At 41.9% G+C, this 15831-nt stretch carries 16 protein-coding genes; 6 read left to right on the forward strand and 10 right to left on the reverse strand.

What is annotated here, in order from left to right:
• Positions 1 to 178: 178 nt before the first annotated feature.
• Positions 179 to 796, forward strand: coding sequence for a hypothetical protein (locus L2747_RS16785; protein ID WP_249000158.1), 618 nt, complete (start codon positions 179 to 181; stop codon positions 794 to 796).
• 315 nt (positions 797 to 1111) lie between these two features.
• Here L2747_RS16785 and sohB read toward each other — a convergent pair whose 3' ends face one another.
• Entirely contained in the window at positions 1112 to 2140 is a 1029-nt protein-coding gene (gene sohB / locus L2747_RS16790; protein ID WP_249000159.1) for a protease SohB, read from the reverse strand.
• A gap of 146 nt (positions 2141 to 2286) precedes the next feature.
• Positions 2287 to 4773 (reverse strand): VolA/Pla-1 family phospholipase, encoded by a 2487-nt coding sequence (locus L2747_RS16795; RefSeq protein WP_249000160.1) that lies wholly within the window; start codon positions 4771 to 4773, stop codon positions 2287 to 2289.
• Between the two features lie 261 nt (positions 4774 to 5034).
• Here L2747_RS16795 and L2747_RS16800 point away from each other — a divergent pair, with 261 nt between their 5' ends.
• Entirely contained in the window at positions 5035 to 5772 is a 738-nt protein-coding gene (locus L2747_RS16800; protein ID WP_249000161.1) for a YciK family oxidoreductase, read from the forward strand.
• Positions 5773 to 5868: 96 nt separating this feature from the next.
• On the opposite strand, the gene rluB is transcribed toward L2747_RS16800, so the two are convergent.
• From rluB to rnm, 5 genes are all read right to left on the reverse strand, one after another.
• Positions 5869 to 6741 carry a 23S rRNA pseudouridine(2605) synthase RluB gene (gene rluB / locus L2747_RS16805; protein ID WP_220759543.1) on the reverse strand — a complete coding sequence of 291 codons (873 nt, stop codon included), beginning with the start codon at positions 6739 to 6741 and terminating at the stop codon, positions 5869 to 5871.
• Positions 6734 to 7330 carry an SMC-Scp complex subunit ScpB gene (gene scpB, locus L2747_RS16810; protein ID WP_249000162.1) on the reverse strand — a complete coding sequence of 199 codons (597 nt, stop codon included), beginning with the start codon at positions 7328 to 7330 and terminating at the stop codon, positions 6734 to 6736. Before scpB ends, rluB begins: the two co-directional genes overlap by 8 nt.
• Positions 7331 to 8119: a segregation and condensation protein A gene (locus L2747_RS16815; RefSeq protein WP_249000163.1), complete on the reverse strand. Its 789-nt coding sequence runs from the start codon at positions 8117 to 8119 to the stop codon at positions 7331 to 7333. It abuts the gene before it with no gap.
• 113 nt (positions 8120 to 8232) lie between these two features.
• The gene (locus tag L2747_RS16820; protein WP_249000164.1) at positions 8233 to 8853 is read right to left on the reverse strand and encodes an L-threonylcarbamoyladenylate synthase; all 621 of its coding nucleotides are present in this window, start codon (positions 8851 to 8853) and stop codon (positions 8233 to 8235) included.
• Complete coding sequence (gene rnm, locus L2747_RS16825; RefSeq protein ID WP_249000165.1) at positions 8850 to 9722, reverse strand: RNase RNM; 873 nt, start codon at positions 9720 to 9722, stop codon at positions 8850 to 8852. Before rnm ends, L2747_RS16820 begins: the two co-directional genes overlap by 4 nt.
• Before the next feature lie 402 nt (positions 9723 to 10124).
• Between rnm and L2747_RS16830 the strand changes: the two genes are divergently transcribed.
• Positions 10125 to 11528, forward strand: coding sequence for a multiheme c-type cytochrome (locus L2747_RS16830; RefSeq protein WP_249000166.1), 1404 nt, complete (start codon positions 10125 to 10127; stop codon positions 11526 to 11528).
• 105 nt (positions 11529 to 11633) lie between these two features.
• On the opposite strand, the gene L2747_RS16835 is transcribed toward L2747_RS16830, so the two are convergent.
• On the reverse strand, positions 11634 to 11999 hold the full coding sequence (locus tag L2747_RS16835; RefSeq protein ID WP_249000167.1) for a cupin domain-containing protein: 366 nt from the start codon (positions 11997 to 11999) through the stop codon (positions 11634 to 11636).
• Positions 12000 to 12395: 396 nt separating this feature from the next.
• Here L2747_RS16835 and L2747_RS16840 point away from each other — a divergent pair, with 396 nt between their 5' ends.
• From L2747_RS16840 to xthA, 3 genes are read left to right on the forward strand one after another with little or no spacing between them, the layout of a single operon-like run.
• Complete coding sequence (locus L2747_RS16840; RefSeq protein ID WP_249000168.1) at positions 12396 to 12941, forward strand: septation protein A; 546 nt, start codon at positions 12396 to 12398, stop codon at positions 12939 to 12941.
• Positions 12941 to 13240: a YciI family protein gene (locus L2747_RS16845; protein ID WP_249000169.1), complete on the forward strand. Its 300-nt coding sequence runs from the start codon at positions 12941 to 12943 to the stop codon at positions 13238 to 13240. Before L2747_RS16840 ends, L2747_RS16845 begins: the two co-directional genes overlap by 1 nt.
• A 16-nt stretch (positions 13241 to 13256) precedes the next feature.
• The gene (gene xthA / locus L2747_RS16850) at positions 13257 to 14063 is read left to right on the forward strand and encodes an exodeoxyribonuclease III (RefSeq protein ID WP_249000170.1); all 807 of its coding nucleotides are present in this window, start codon (positions 13257 to 13259) and stop codon (positions 14061 to 14063) included.
• A gap of 64 nt (positions 14064 to 14127) precedes the next feature.
• Here the strand turns inward: xthA and L2747_RS16855 are convergent, their stop codons facing one another.
• Complete coding sequence (locus tag L2747_RS16855) at positions 14128 to 14619, reverse strand: DUF1097 domain-containing protein (RefSeq protein ID WP_249000171.1); 492 nt, start codon at positions 14617 to 14619, stop codon at positions 14128 to 14130.
• 310 nt (positions 14620 to 14929) lie between these two features.
• On the reverse strand, positions 14930 to 15574 hold the full coding sequence (locus tag L2747_RS16860) for an MBL fold metallo-hydrolase (protein ID WP_249000172.1): 645 nt from the start codon (positions 15572 to 15574) through the stop codon (positions 14930 to 14932).
• Positions 15575 to 15831: the final 257 nt, after the last annotated feature.

The raw sequence follows: 15831 nt of genomic DNA on the forward strand, positions 1-15831 counted from the left end.
AGTAAATTATGTTCGATAAACTTCTGGTTTTTTGATAACTTATTGAATTTACCATTATTGGTAAAAGATTGTAGAGATCTCTACATCAAGTTGCTGCTAAGTTGGATTTTAGCCGAAAGATTATTGAGCAGCTAGATAATAAGCTGTTATACGTTTCTAGGCTATGGAGTAATCTTAAATGGATTTTGATAAAAACAAATACAAAATATGGAAGTTACCTCATCCAATGTTATTACACTGGATATTAAATCCGGGGTTAGCTTTTAACGAACTAATCCTTGGTCAACGCATACCAAAAATAACATTGATAGACAAAACTAGCGATGCTCCGCTAATGGAAAGGCAATATGTTCCTTGCCCTCATTGCAACACAATTCATAACGGTTCATTGTGGGCTAAACAAAGAGGGTTTAAAAATTGGTTTGGTTTATTCTGCCCTAATTGTGAAAACATTATTCCGTGTATTTGGAACCTGACTAGCCTTGTTTTATTAGCTGTTACTTTTCCTCTTTGGGGTTGGTTTCGTCGTCCTTTAAAGTCAAAGTGGCGTAATTTTAAAAAGAATCAATTCCTTAAAAATAAAGATTTAGAACCAATAACAGCTAAAAATACTTCTTGGTTAAAAATGGGGCTTATTTATGGCACATTAATGTTTTGTTTTATGTCATTACCTAAAATCATCAGTGGTGATGTAACGTCAAAATATATAGTTACTCAAATTCTAATTTGCCTAGTTGCAGGATTGTCTTTTGGTGGCGCAATGAAGTTGTTTATAGGTCGTAGAAAAAACGTATAACAAGCTAATAAATAAGGACTAAAAACAGTTTACTGTTTCGTTCCTCAACATTTTAGCAAACTATTTTTAGCCCATTATTAAGTCATTACCGTATATCGACTTTTCATACTTCCCCTAATGAGAGTCATCACTTTAAGAGCTTTGAATCTAAATGATTCCTGTCCAATAATCAGTTATGGAGCAGGTCGAGTAAACGAGTTAATTTAGCAACGCTAAATAACACTCATAAAAAAACCTGCACTAGGCAGGTCTTTTTATTGTAAAACTAGCTTGCTGAAACCTGTTCTCTAAAACCTGCTCTCTAAAAAAGCTTTATTATTTAAGCGGCTGGTTTTTCTCTGCGAATTTATTGAAAATCGCATTGAAAGACAAAGATGCGCCATGGGCAATTTTGTCTGATAGCTTTTTCTTAAGCTGGTAGCTCACTTTAATAACTGTGCGCTCATTGGCAAGTTTCATGATGACATCATCACTTGTTGAGATCTCATCGACTAAACCTAATTCAATCGCCTGTTGACCATACCAATGCTCGCCTGTTGCCACTTTTTCAAGATCTAACTCTGGACGGTATTTAGCAATGAACTCCTTAAAGAGTACATGGGTCTCTTCAAGCTCTTTTTGGAACTTTTCACGACCTTCATCAGTATTTTCACCAAAGATGGTTAAGGTACGCTTAAAGTCGCCTGCAGTATGCTGCTCGTAATCAATATCGTGCTTTTTCAGTAAACGATTAAAGTTAGGCACTTGAGCAACAACGCCAATTGAACCAACGATTGCAAATGGCGCAGAGTAAATCTTGTTGGCTACACAAGCCATCATGTAACCGCCACTGGCAGCCACTTTATCAACGCAGATGCTAAGTGGGATCTCAGCTTGTCTTAAACGGTCAAGCTGGCTAGATGCCAAGCCATAGCCATGAACCATTCCGCCACCGCTTTCAACATTAACGATAACTTCATCGCCCTTTTCTGCAATAGCTAAAATCGCACTGATTTCTTCGCGTAGTGACGCCACTTCACCTGCGTCAATACTACCTTTAAAATCAACAACAAAAACTTTAGGCTCCGCTTCTTCAACCTTATCCTTTTGTTCTTTTTCTTTGGTTTTCTCATCAGCTTTCAATTGCTTTTCATAAGCCTTAAATGCTTTCTTAGATAACAGCTCTTCTTTCAAATCATGCTTAAGTGATTTTAAGTTATCGCTTAGATTTGTCAGTTTAAGCTCGCCTTTATCGGTCTTGTGCTTAATGGTTGAGGCAAGCACTACAATCACTACGGCCAAAATAGCCACGACGATAGTGACAGCCTTTGCCAAAAATAAACCGTACTCGTACAGAAATTCCAAAATATTCTCCAGCTTAACCAAATCTATCTCTTCAATTGCGAGCTATTCTACCAGCCTATTTAGTAATAAAACATGCCAATAAAAAACCCAGCTTTCGCTGGGTCTTTTTTTGCACAAAATTGGCTATATCAATTAACTCAACTTGCCTATGGGCAGCTTTGTAACACGCTGCTGTCTTGCACTAAGATAGTGGCTGAGCCTTTACCCGCTGTAAGGGCAAATGCGGCGACTTCTTGCTGCATTTCAACTGTCGCTTGTGCAGCCATACCATCAGTTACACCTTCAATCTCATCAGGACTAACAATTGAGCTATGGTGACCTTTGCTAAAGCGTACTGCACCAGAACCTGCTTCAGTACTGTCGATACACTTAAGACCAAGGTTAGTAATCAAAGGCTCTGTGCCTGACAGTGGGAAACCTTCAACCGTATTTGGTAATACCTGATCTGGTTTATTAGTTGCATCACCAACGACTTCGATTAAATGAACCGGTAATTGCGTATTAGCAAGTGATACTGCGTGGTTAATTGGATCCGCGCTATCAAATGCTGTTTGTACTGCAAATGCGAAAGTCGGGATAAATTCAGCGTAAACTGCTGCAACAATTGCGTTGTATTCATCACTCCCAGGCTCAGCATCATTCACATTAGCTTCGTCAACCAACGCCTGGAACGACTCAGTTGCCACTATCGTGTCAAACAATACAGGGCCAAAAGTTGGTGAACCAGCAAATGCCCCCGCTAGGCCACCAGCTGGTGCTACTAGAGAAGCTGCATTTACAACATAAGCATTCGGTAGCTCAGTTCCACTTGCTGGGTCCCGAAGACCGGTAGATGCATAGTTAGAGAATGTTGTCCCAACAATACCACCTAAACTTAACCCTTGAGCACTGATTTTACTGATATCAAAAATCTGCGGCTGCTGAGCTTGTGCAAGACCTAGGTATAAACCTGTTAAAGCCGCACGCAACGCTAAATGGTCAACCGTTGCTTGGCGGAAGTTGTCACGCACCGTCAAGGTGCTAGCAATATTTACAAAGGCTAGTGGATTACCATTTTTAAAGGCATCTGGTGTACCGACAACAGCACCATAGCTAGGATCTGTCGCTGACACTTCATAAATACCATCACCGTTGGCGTCAAATGAGCGCGCACCATGCAGTGGCATATCAATTGATATAGTGGCAATACCCGATGCTGCGTAAGTACCAGCATAAGCAAGAGCCATCTCTTTACCACCACCTAGACCATGCATAGCAATGGTTGTTGGCCAGCCGTTAGTTGGTGCGGTAAATGGTAGACCTTGCTGCTGATAAAAACCGGCAAGTTTGACGGCATTAGGTAGAGTAATTTGTACGGCGACTTTCTCGTATCCCTTAATTGCAGGAATAGGATTAAACTTAGTTAGATGCTTAGTTGGATCAGCAGGTGTACCGTCGTCTAATAACCAAGTTTTTCCCGCTAGTAATGCAGGATTAGTTAGACCCGCAACAGGATCAACGCCTTGCGCCTCTGCTTGGGAGAAATAATTGGCTTGGCTTAGCGTTTGTGCTTCTAATGCTAATAACACTGAAACAGGGCTATCGCCTTGCGCTTTCCAGTGACCATTGATTAACGGATTTAAATTAGCATCTAAACAACTTGTCGATGAACAGTCGCCGTAAATAGGCACTTGAATTTCAGCAGCATAAACGTCTGCTAAATCTGAAACCACATAAGCCAAACCATCAGCAGGGGTTAAACCTGCAGCTTGAGCGACTGTGACACCCAATGGTGTTGGCATTGCCGTTAATTTAGGCGCATAAGGGTTGCCGTCTGTTGGGTCAACCATTAATAGTTTGGTGGTTTCATATACGTCAGCAACTGACTGAGTGGTAAACAGGCCTGAGTAAGTCACTTCTTCAGTGCTTGGACCACCTGCAGCAGCCATACCTTTTTCGTAGCTGTTTACTAACGTTTGTAAGAACAACTGATCAGGTGTTTCTAGTGGCTTAGTTTCAATATCAAGCTTTAATAACCCGTAAGTTGCAGATGGCGCGATAGGACGGCCAGCAGAATCTTGGATAAGTGTTGTGGTCGCATAAATATATGACTGACCGGCTTTTAAAGGCTTAAGCGGAATAATTGCCACTTTGTTACCAGAAGCTTGAGAGACGTAATCAACGCCGAATTGCAATTCATCACCCACTTTACAAGCAGATACTGAAGGTGCTCCGCTACATTCAGGATCCGATGAAAGCGCACCGCCTACGGTCGCTTCAAATACACGCACCGCACCCGGTTGCGCCACAGACGCCGCATCAATCGTTAATACTGCGCCATCGTTGTCGGTTGCTGGTGCAACGTCGATAGTAATAGGTGATGTCAGTGACCAACCATCTAATGCACCAAGCGCGATTTGCGGATCAACATAATCGCCAGACTCTTCACCAGGAATAGCTAACGTGCCATCGGTAGTACCGTTAAACAATAAATCGTTTGGTAGCGGCACAGCACCCGCTGCAGGATCAAAAACAAACACAGACTGAGGAACCAGAGGCTCAGTTTTGTCTACTAATTCGTTATAACTGTCTTCGCTACAAGCCGTGAGCCCCAATGCTGAGGTGATTGCTACGCCCAAAAAGAGTTTTTTCATCTTTTTTCCCCAAATCTTGTTGTAATAATTTTGTTTTCACTAAGAAATTGGTCACAATAGTCAACAATGTATACCAATAGGACTTATTGTTAGTCCTTAACTAAGTTCAAGTTAACGCAAAATTATTGAGTTAGCTACATTTTTGTCACATTCAACCACCAATTGAGCGGACAAAAATTAATCGTTTGTTTTAAACAGCTGTTTATCATATCAGCGATTCTAGAAGTGACGGGCGTTTGAGCTCTGAGGAAGTATTAACTCATGTTGGAATATCAAGCAGCAAAAGATTTACTCAAAGACAAGACCATTTTAGTGACCGGTGCAGGTGACGGCATAGGTAAAGCAGCAGCGATTGCTTATGCAAAACATGGCGCCACGGTGATCTTATTAGGCAAGACAGTAAAAAAACTAGAAGCAGTTTATGACCTAATTGAGCAAGCTGGTTACCCTACCCCTGCTATTGTGCCTCTCGATTTGAAAGGCGCAACCGAACAAAACTATAAAGATATGGCTGACACCATTGAAGAGCAGTTCGGCAAGTTAGATGGCTTATTGCACAATGCAAGCCTGCTAGGCGTATTGGGCCCGTTTGAGCACATTACCATGAGCACGGTAAATGAAGTTATGCAGGTTAATGTGATTGCAGAAATCATGCTAACCAAGGCTATGTTGCCAATCATGCGCAAATCTGAATCTGCATCTTTACTGTTTACCTCTAGCAGTGTTGGTCGCCAAGGTCGAGCTTACTGGGGCGAATATGCTATTTCAAAGTTTGCTACCGAAGGCATGATGCAATCATTAGCTCACGAATACGAAGATACTGTTATCCGTGTTAACAGCATCAACCCAGGTGCAACACGAACCGGCATGCGCGCAAATGCCTACCCTGCTGAAAATCCTCAGACACTTAAGGCACCTGATGAAATCATGGCGACTTATCTGTATCTAATGGGTGATGACTCTAAAGAAGTCAATGGTCAGCAACTGAACGCTCAGTAATCGCAATTAGCTTAGTATCGAGCAATAGGTACAAAAAAGGCCGCTAGTTAGCGGCCTTTCTAATGCTTATCGATTCGTCGATGAGCGGGTTAGCAATTAGCTACGCTGACGGGTAGGCTTTGGCTTACCTGTAGCAACTTTATGCTTATGTACAGCGCGCTTAATTTTAGCACTACGTACTTTGTTACGCGCAACACTGTGCTTATCAGTGCCAAGTAATGTACGTGTTTCTTCGTCCATGCCAGCTGTCTTACGAAGATAGTTTACTTCTTCGATTGGCAACTCAATCCAACCACCACGTGGTAGCGCTTTAGGTAGCTCAATCATACCGTAACGAATACGGATAAGACGGCTTACCTGAACTTCTTGAGATTCCCATAGACGACGAACTTCACGGTTACGGCCTTCAGCTAAGCTAACGTGCCACCACTTATTCATGCCTTCGCCACCAGCAGCTTTAACTTTGTCAAAGTTTGCAGGGCCGTCTTCTAACGTTACGCCCATACGTAAACGTTGAATACACGCATCAGTCACTTCACCAAATGTACGCACAGCGTATTCGCGCTCCACTTCATTTGATGGGTGCATTAAGCGGTTTGCTAATTCACCGTCAGAGGTGAATAACAATAAACCTGAAGTATTAATATCCAAACGTCCTACTGCTACCCAACGTGAATCGCGAGTTTTTGGTAAGCGGTCAAATACCGTTGGGCGTCCTTCTGGGTCTTTACGACTACAAATTTCACCCTCTGGCTTGTGGTATGCAATAACACGACAAACCACATCCTCTTCAGAACGAATTGAAACTGTACGGCCATCGATACGGATTTTTGCGTCTGATTCAACGCGATCACCTAGGCTTGCAATTTCGCCGTCAACACTAACTCGACCTGCAGCAATCCATGCCTCCATCTCACGACGGGAGCCATGGCCTGCACGGGCCAAGACTTTCTGCAATTTTTCACTCATTAGTAGACTCTTCTGTTTTTTCGGTCACACTCTTTTCAGATGAAAACAGTGCAGCCAATGATTCGGGATCAGACAAAGGCGGTAGATCCGCAATAGTGTCTAAGCCGAAATAAGCTAAAAAATCGGTGGTTGTCGCATAAAGCGCTGGTCTTCCCGGCACCTCTTTATGACCCACAACTTTAATCCAATTTCTATCGTTTAAACTTTTTATAATGTGGCTGCTAATTGCCACTCCTCGCACAAACTCAATATCACCACGGGTAACAGGCTGACGATAAGCAATTACCGCCAATGTTTCCAAGGTTGCACGCGAATACTTAGGGGCTTTTTCTTGCCATAACGGCTGTAAAAATGGACTCAATTCAGCCAATGTCTGAAACCGATAGCCCCCTGCCACCTTTACTAATTGTACACCTCGATTCTCATAATCGAGCTGTAACTCTTCAATACATGCTTTGATTTTCACCCGTGACACATTAAAGTTCGACAATACAGTCTCTTTTAACGCTTTAATTGTCATAGGCTTAGCCAATACAAATAGGCTTGCTTCAATTAACTGTTTAAGCTGATCTGGATTTATCTGAGACAATCAGTACGCCCTAACATGTATTGTTGAAAATGGCTCAGCCTGTACAAGCTCAACCAACAACTCTTTAACTAGTTCCATTAACGCCAAAAAGCTCACTACTACACCACTGCGGCCCTCTTCGAAATCAAACAAAGCTTCAAAGGGTAAATAAGTCTCAGCGTTGAGCTTAGCTAAAATCTGCGCCATACGTTCACGTGTTGATAATACTTCACGTACAACATGATGACTCTCTGTGGCTTCAATGCGCTTTAATACCGAAGAAAATGCTCTCGCTATCTCTGTTAAAGAGACTTCTGGAGGCAACAACTCCGGCTTGATATTAGCAGCAGGGATTGCCTTAGCTTGAAACACATCGCGTTCCATTCTAGGCAACTCATCCAACTTCTCTTGAGCATCTTTGATCACTTCGTACGCTTTAAGCTGACGAATTAACTGTGCTCGTGGATCTTCCTCATCTTCTTCCTCAACTTCAGGTCTTGGTAGCAGTAAACGAGATTTAATCTCGGCTAAGGTTGCCGCCATAACAAGGTAATCAGCTGCAAGCTCCACTTTGGCACCTTGCAAAAGATTCACGTATTCCAAGTACTGCTGAGTAATAGAAAAAATAGGTAAATCAACAACATCAAGTTTTTGTTTACGGATTAAATAAAGCAGTAGGTCTAACGGTCCTTCAAATGATTCAAGAAAAACCTCTAATGCCTCAGGCGGAATAAACAGGTCTTTCGGCATCACCTTATAAGGCTCACCCCGAACAACGGCTAAAGGCAATTTTTGCTGAACGCCCTCCATCCGTAATACCCTCTATTTTCGCAAACGCGCGATTATACCTGTAAAACAACTGTGATTAAAGCAATAGCCGCAGTCAATTGTGGTTAACCGCGGCTTGACTGTGAAATTAGAACTTAAAGGAATGGCGTAACATCGCCCGCGCCTTCACGGATGACTTCAATGTCACCGTCTGACAGGTCGACAACTGTGGTTGGTTTTTCACCCAAATAGCCACCATGCATAATCAAATCAACTTGATGCTCTAGGATATCGCGAATATGCTCAGGATCTGACTCCGTGAAATCTTTACCTGGTAAAATCAAGCTGGTAGACATAAGCGGCTCACCTAAAGCTTCAAGTAAAGCCAATGCAATCACGTTGTCTGGTACGCGGATACCGATAGTCTTTTTCTTTGGGTTTTGTAATCTTTTAGGCACTTCTTTAGACGCTTTAAAAATAAACGTATATGGCCCTGGTGTATTTTGCTTCAACAATCGATAAGCTTGATTATCGACTTGAGCATAACTGGCAAGCTCTGACTGATCGCGGCACATCAACGAAAAGTTATGGTCATTTTCAATCTGTCTAATGCGCGCAATCTTGGTCATTGCATCTTTGTCGCCTATTAAGCAACCTAACGCATAACCGGAATCAGTAGGGTAAACAATTACTCCACCACTTTTAATTACATTGACAGCTTGGCTAATTAAGCGTGCTTGCGGGTTTTCCTCATGCACATAAAAAAACTGGCTCATTGTACTACCTTCCATTTATCTGACTGCCAAACCCAATCCACTCCTTGGGGTTGGAACATATTTTTACCGATCTCAATCCAGCTACCTGGAAAATGAAAATCACTGCCTAACGAGCATGTCAGGGCATTATTTATACTAAGCGAAATAAGATTATTGCGATCATCGATAGTCTGCTGTCCGAGTACAACCTCCATCGCATCGCCGCCTGCTAATTTAAATTCTCGAACTAAACGCTTAAGCCATTTAGCCGATAACTTATATCCACTTGGATGTGCTAAAACTGCCACGCCGCCAGCGTTATGAATAACCTCAACCGCACCGGCCATATCACCCCAATTATTGGGAACATAACCCGTTTTCCCACGTGCTAGATACTTCTTAAATACGTTAGCGGTTGTTGTAGCGTAACCTTTTTCAGCAAGCCAACGAGCATAATGTCCTCGGCTAATAGCCGCATCCCCCGCATAAGCTTTAGCACCTTCATAAGCGCCTTCAATTCCAGCTTTAGCTAAACGCTCACCAATCTCATGCGCTCGGGTTGATCGTAACTCACGTTGCTTATGTAAAAATGCGGCCAACTCGACATTATCGATATCCACATTTAGTGCCACAATGTGGATGTCGAAATTGTTCCAACGAGTAGAGATCTCAACGCCGTTGATTAGCTCTAATGGTGTGTCATGCTGTTGATTAAACTCATGAGCTTCTTTCAAGCCGTCTATTGTGTCGTGATCGGTAATAGCAAACATTTCAACACCTTTGCTAATGGCCCGTTCGACTAATTCTGATGGGGACAATTGACCGTCGGATGCGGTCGTATGGCTGTGTAAGTCAACCAATTTTACGTCTATATTATTTTCATCTTTCATGGCTATATGATACTTGAGTTTAGCCTTTAAAGGTGATTTTAATCCTGTTTTAAGTAATTTAATCCGCTAAAACAATGTCAAACTCCCGCAATGGCTAATACAAATCTATGTAAACAACTCAATTCGTAGAATTACTAATTAACTAATAAATTTAATTAACTCATTAATAAACATGCCTTTTACATGTGAGTTTCCATTATTGCTACTTTCATTCAATTTCTTGAAGCAGTGCAAAATATTCAATTAAATTCAATAGCTTTCTGTGCATCAGATAGCAGTACGTCATCGATGAATTATTTACTATTCGCACGCCTGAAAGACACGATATCAAGCCCCTGCTAATCTAAAGATTTACGGGGTACGCTCATGCAATTTCGTTAGTTATTGGATAAATACAACAAGATGAAAAAAACATATCTAGCATTAGTGCTGCTAAGCGCTATGCCATTGCTAGCTCATGCCGAAAAAGAAATGGCATTCGCTCCTTCTTACTTAAGTGTCGAAGGCGATAAAAAGCCTGAGTTAAAGCAGTGGCGCGACTCAAATAGCTGTAAGGGCTGTCATCCACGTCAGTGGAACGGCTGGCAAGGTTCTATGCACTCTATCGCTTTTATCGACCCAGTGTTTCAAGCTGAGTGGGCAATGGGTGAGAAAGAAACTAATGGCGCAGCCAAAAATCTTTGTGGTGGCTGTCACACAGTACTAGGTACCGTAACCCAAACTGTTGAATTTAAATCAGAGTCTGGCAAGTTTGGCGGCTTCACAACTCAAGCGATTGCTAACCAAGGCGTATCTTGTGAAGTCTGCCATAGTGTTGTCGATACTAACGCATCACACACTGCAATGGGTGAGCATGGGAATGCTTCACTTGAAATCGCAAACGATAAAGTTAAGCGCGGCCCATTTGATGATGCAAAACCTCGCGGTCATAAGGCTGAGTATTCAGAATTACATACCAAGTCTGAGTTCTGCGCTAACTGCCATAACGTATTTAACCCAGTTCACGATAATTTTGCTCTAGAGCATACTTATGATGAATGGAAAAAGTCACCTTACGCAGCAGCTGATATCCAATGTCAAGATTGCCACATGGTACCTGTAGAAACAGCGATGCGCGTAGCTGACGAAATGTTGCCAGCTAAAAAGCTTGAAGAACATCGCCTAGGTGGTAAAGCGGCGCGCGGTGGCCCTGTTCGTAGCTTAGTGCACGACCATGGTTTTGTCGGTGGTAATGCGGTTATAGCTCCACTTTTAGGGGTTAAAAACGGCCAAGCTCACGCTGATGAAGCGGTTAAACGCCTAAAATCAGCTGCCGCACTTGATGCAAAAGTGACGGGGTCTGCAAACAATCCTGTACTTGAAGTCACCGTATTTAACCGCCGTGCGGGTCATGATTTACCAACAAGTTTGACTTTCATTCGTCAAATCTGGCTCGAAGTTATTGTACGTGACGTTAATGGAAAAGAGATTTTACGTTCAGGCTCATTAACGGCTGAGAACGCACTACCAGAGGGAACGGTTATTTTCCAAGACACCTCTGTTGATGTGCATGGAAAGCCTGAGCACAAGCCTTGGCGCGTAGCGAGCTTCTCAGTACAAAACACTATCCCAGCCAAAGGTTCAAAAACGGTTAAATATCCGTTTACGTTACCTGCTGGCGTTACAGATTACAGCGTCGAAACCAAGCTACATTACCGCTCATTCGATCAAAGCGTTGCCGATCTATTGCTAGAAAAGAAAGTGATTGTGCCATCGGTAGAAATGGTTAGCTTAAGCCAGAATTATAAAGGCTTAACAACATTATAATTCCTAAATCAATTTATTAGGCCCGTATTAACCGCAATAGCACTCTAATGAATTGAACGTTCTCACTAGCAGTCAGTCAATGACTGACTGCTATCATTCAACACATTAGATCCAAGCTTGGTCAGCGATATCCACGGTTAGCTCACTTGCAATGCTCCCCGTATGTGCCGTCGACTTTGGCTCTACCATTAAGAAATGAGTTTCCTCTGTGGCTTTAGGACAATGTGCTACCCCTTTTGGCACAATATACATTTCTCCAGGATTAAGCACCACTTCAGCGCCTTTCATCAGCAAAGTTAACTGCCCTTTAAATACCAAAAACAATTCATCTTCATTGTCGTGTTGATGCCAAACTAACTCGCCGCAGCCTTTTGCGATTTTGACCAGCTGCTCATTTGATTCAGCAATAATTTTTGGAGACCACAACTCTGAAAACAGGCTAAACTTCTCTTCAATATTAATTTTACTCACTCTTATCTCCCCCTTTAACTAAGCGCTCTAAAACTCCACATTAATACTTTAACGCGACACAAAACCGCTTAAAAGTTGTACAAGGATTTACCTACAGGGATTGATGTCACGTAATAATGACAATGAAATAAGTAAGGGTAATAACTTAAGCTTGAACAAAAGGTCATTAAGTATTGCGCTATAGCCCCCTGCCATTTGTTTACTAAAAGTCGACTCAAAAGAACCTAAATGTTTATGTAAAAATTGTTACTCAGAATAAACTTAATTTTTACAATTTTACAAGGTACCTAAAGGTAATGCGTAACCTAGCTTAAGCCGCAGGCTTGCGCTTTTTCCCCGTAAACTTGCATGCTACACTCTGTCTCACTTTCGACTTTCAAAACTGAATACAACGCTATGAAACAGTTGCTCGATTTTTTGCCTCTTGTCATTTTCTTTGTCGTCTATAAATTTTTTGATATTTATATCGCGAGTGGTGCCCTGATCGCGGCCACCGCTTTGCAACTTGTCATAAGCTACATGCTGTATAAAAAAATAGAAAAAATGCACCTGATCACTTTTGTCATGGTCACTGTATTTGGCACATTAACACTCGTTCTCCATGATGACTCTTTTATTAAATGGAAAGTCACCATTGTTTATGCGTTGTTTGCCATTGCGCTAGGGGTAAGCCAATTAATGCGCAAACCTATTTTAAAAAGTATGCTAGGCAAAGAACTCGTTGTAACCGATAAAATTTGGGCTCATGTAACTTGGTACTGGGTCGCCTTTTTTGTTGTTTGCGGCTTAGTCAATATCTACGTTGCCTTTAGCTTGTCACAAGAAACTTGGGTCAACTTTAAAGTTTTTGGTTTGACCGCTTTAACCCTTATCAATACAGTGTTAACCGTCCTCTACCTGTTTAAAAACATGTCTGAAGAAGATCGTAAGGAACTCAAATAATGTGGTACATGATTTCATCGCAAGATATCGAAAATAGCTTAGAAAAACGTTTGTCTGTTCGTGCTGACCATTTAGCTCGCCTGCAACAACTTGCAGATGAGGGGCGCTTACTCATTGCAGGTCCTCATCCAGCAACGGATAGCGAAAATCCGGGCGAAGCTGGGTTTACAGGATCATTAGTTGTCGCCGATTTTGCATCACTTGAAGATGCACAATGTTGGGCCGATGCCGATCCATATATCGCAGCAGGCGTATATGAAAGTGTAATTGTTAAGCCATACAAGCTAGTTTTACCGTAACAAAAGGATTCAACAAATGAAGATTGTTTCATTTAACATCAATGGACTGCGGGCTAGACTACATCAGCTACAGGCACTTATTGACACCCATCAGCCCGATGTTATTGGTCTACAAGAAACCAAAGTCCATGACGAAGCCTTTCCACTGGCTGATGTTGAAGCTATGGGTTATCACGTACATTACCATGGTGGCAAAGCTCACTATGGTGTCGCGATGCTGTCTAAAGCTGAACCAATTAAAATACAGAAAGGGTTTCCCACTGACGAAGAAGACGCACAGCGCCGTATGATCATGGGCACCTTTACCCAAGAAAATGGACGCACGCTTACCGTTCTTAATGGTTATTTCCCTCAGGGCGAAAATATTAGTCACGAGACTAAGTACCCAGCTAAGCGTAAGTTCTATAAAGATCTTATGCAGTACTTAAATGAACACCATAGTGCTGACGAAGATATCGCTATTATTGGTGACATCAATATCTCACCAGTTGATCTCGATATTGGTATTGGTGAGCCTAACGCCAAACGTTGGTTAAAAACGGGGAAATGTAGTTTTCAACCTGAAGAACGTGAATGGCTAAAAACCTTGATGGATTGGGGCTTAGTCGATACCTTCCGTGAACTTCACCCAACTCGCAGTGAACGTTACTCATGGTTTGACTACCGCAGCAAAGGTTTTGTTGATAACCGCGGCCTACGTATTGATGTTGTTTTAGCAACGAAATCGCTGGCTGAGCGTCTAGTTGAATCAGATGTAGATTACGATTTACGCGGTATTGAAAAACCATCAGATCATGCGCCTATTTGGAGCACATTTAGCTAACTAACTATAAAAATGCCAGCAATCATTGCTGGCATTTTTATATCAATTCAAATGAGTCTATTTATTATGACTCTTCAGCAGTAGGCTCTGCAGCCACACCCTGAAACTTCTTGGTTAATGCTATTAACTGTCCCGTCAATAAACTCATGCTATAACCTAGCATGGCGCCAATCAGCAACGGAGGAATAATCGCCGCAACGTCGCCCCCCATAGCAAACGTAATACAGCAACCAATAAATGCCCCAGGAATAAAAGCCAGTTTTTGATAGCTAGCTTGCAAGCACATTGCTGATGTGGCAATACCGGTGAAGATATAGCCAAACAATGGTGAAACAAAGAAGCTACTGCCAGAAATAATCAACCATCCCCAAAATACGCCAGACATGTTAGTGCTCATTGCCATAAACATACCTTTAATACCTGAATGAGTCTGCGCAAAGAAAGTGCTACAGCTTAAGAAACCTATCCAAGTGACTAGGTGCAGTGCATCGGCAACACCAGCCCAAACGGCTGCAAGTAGTCCTGCTGAAATAGCTATCTGCCAACGATTTTCCATCACTCACCTCAATTACATTCACTCGCATAACAGCGAACTCGAAACAGGTGAGCTAAATTACCTTTTTTAGTTGTAAAAAAACACGATCTAAAGCCAATAATTACGCTTAAATGCCGATTAAACGCACAAAAAGACCATTTATGTAGTAAACATACCTATTTATGACTAGAGAAAAGCATACTTGAAGATAAATTAACGAAGATATAGCAGCTCGGTGAGGATAAAACATGAGATAAATTACAAAAAAGGCACTTCCCTTTGAAAAATGCCCTTACCTAATTACTGCATATTTCTTCTAATAAGCAAAATACTAACTAAAGAGTTGATCAGCCACAAACGGGTTTTGCGCTCGCTCATCACCAAAAGTCGATAATGGGCCATGGCCAGGAATGAACTGAACGTCTTTGCCCAGAGGCCATAGTTTTTCAGTAATAGAATCGATCAGGTCTTGGTGATTAGACTGAGGGAAATCAGTGCGTCCAATTGACCCTCTAAACAATACATCGCCTACCCATGCCAACTTCATAAATTCAGAAAAGAACACAACGTGTCCAGGTGTATGCCCTGGGCAATGTAATACTTTTAACACTTGATTTCCTACAGTAACCTCATCTCCATCTTCAAGGTATTGTGTTGGCGTAAAGGCATCGCAATGCACAAATCCAAAGTGCTGACTTTGTTTGGGTAAACTATCGAGCCAATAGTCATCATCTTTGTGTGGGCCAATAATAGGAACATTTAATTGACTAGCTATGGTTGCAGCTCCACCCACATGGTCAATATGGCCATGAGTCAACAGTACTTTTTCAACAACGACATTATTTTTAGCCGCTTCTTCCAAAATACGCTCAATATTGCCACCAGGATCGACAACCGCCGCTTTCATGGTTTCAGTGCACCAAATTAAGCTACAGTTTTGCTGAAATGGGGTAACCGGTATTAACTGATACTTCATCGATAATCACCTAAGACTCTATGTTTAGCATGTATCAATAAAGATTACGTGAAGTTGAGCTATTCGACTATCTATTATTGGGAGAATTTGATCTTAGCTCTATATTATTTACGCGCATTTTAATTAAGCCTCTATCAAAAGTACGTTATTACTATGTTCAAGATTACAAACGCTGCATTCACCACAAAATTTGGTATACAATCCCAGTTATTCGTTTTGAGTGTATGCCATATAAAAGCTGAATCCCAGCTTGGCAA

The sequence above is a fragment of the Shewanella marinintestina genome (assembly GCF_023283845.1).
Lineage (GTDB): Bacteria > Pseudomonadota > Gammaproteobacteria > Enterobacterales > Shewanellaceae > Shewanella > Shewanella marinintestina.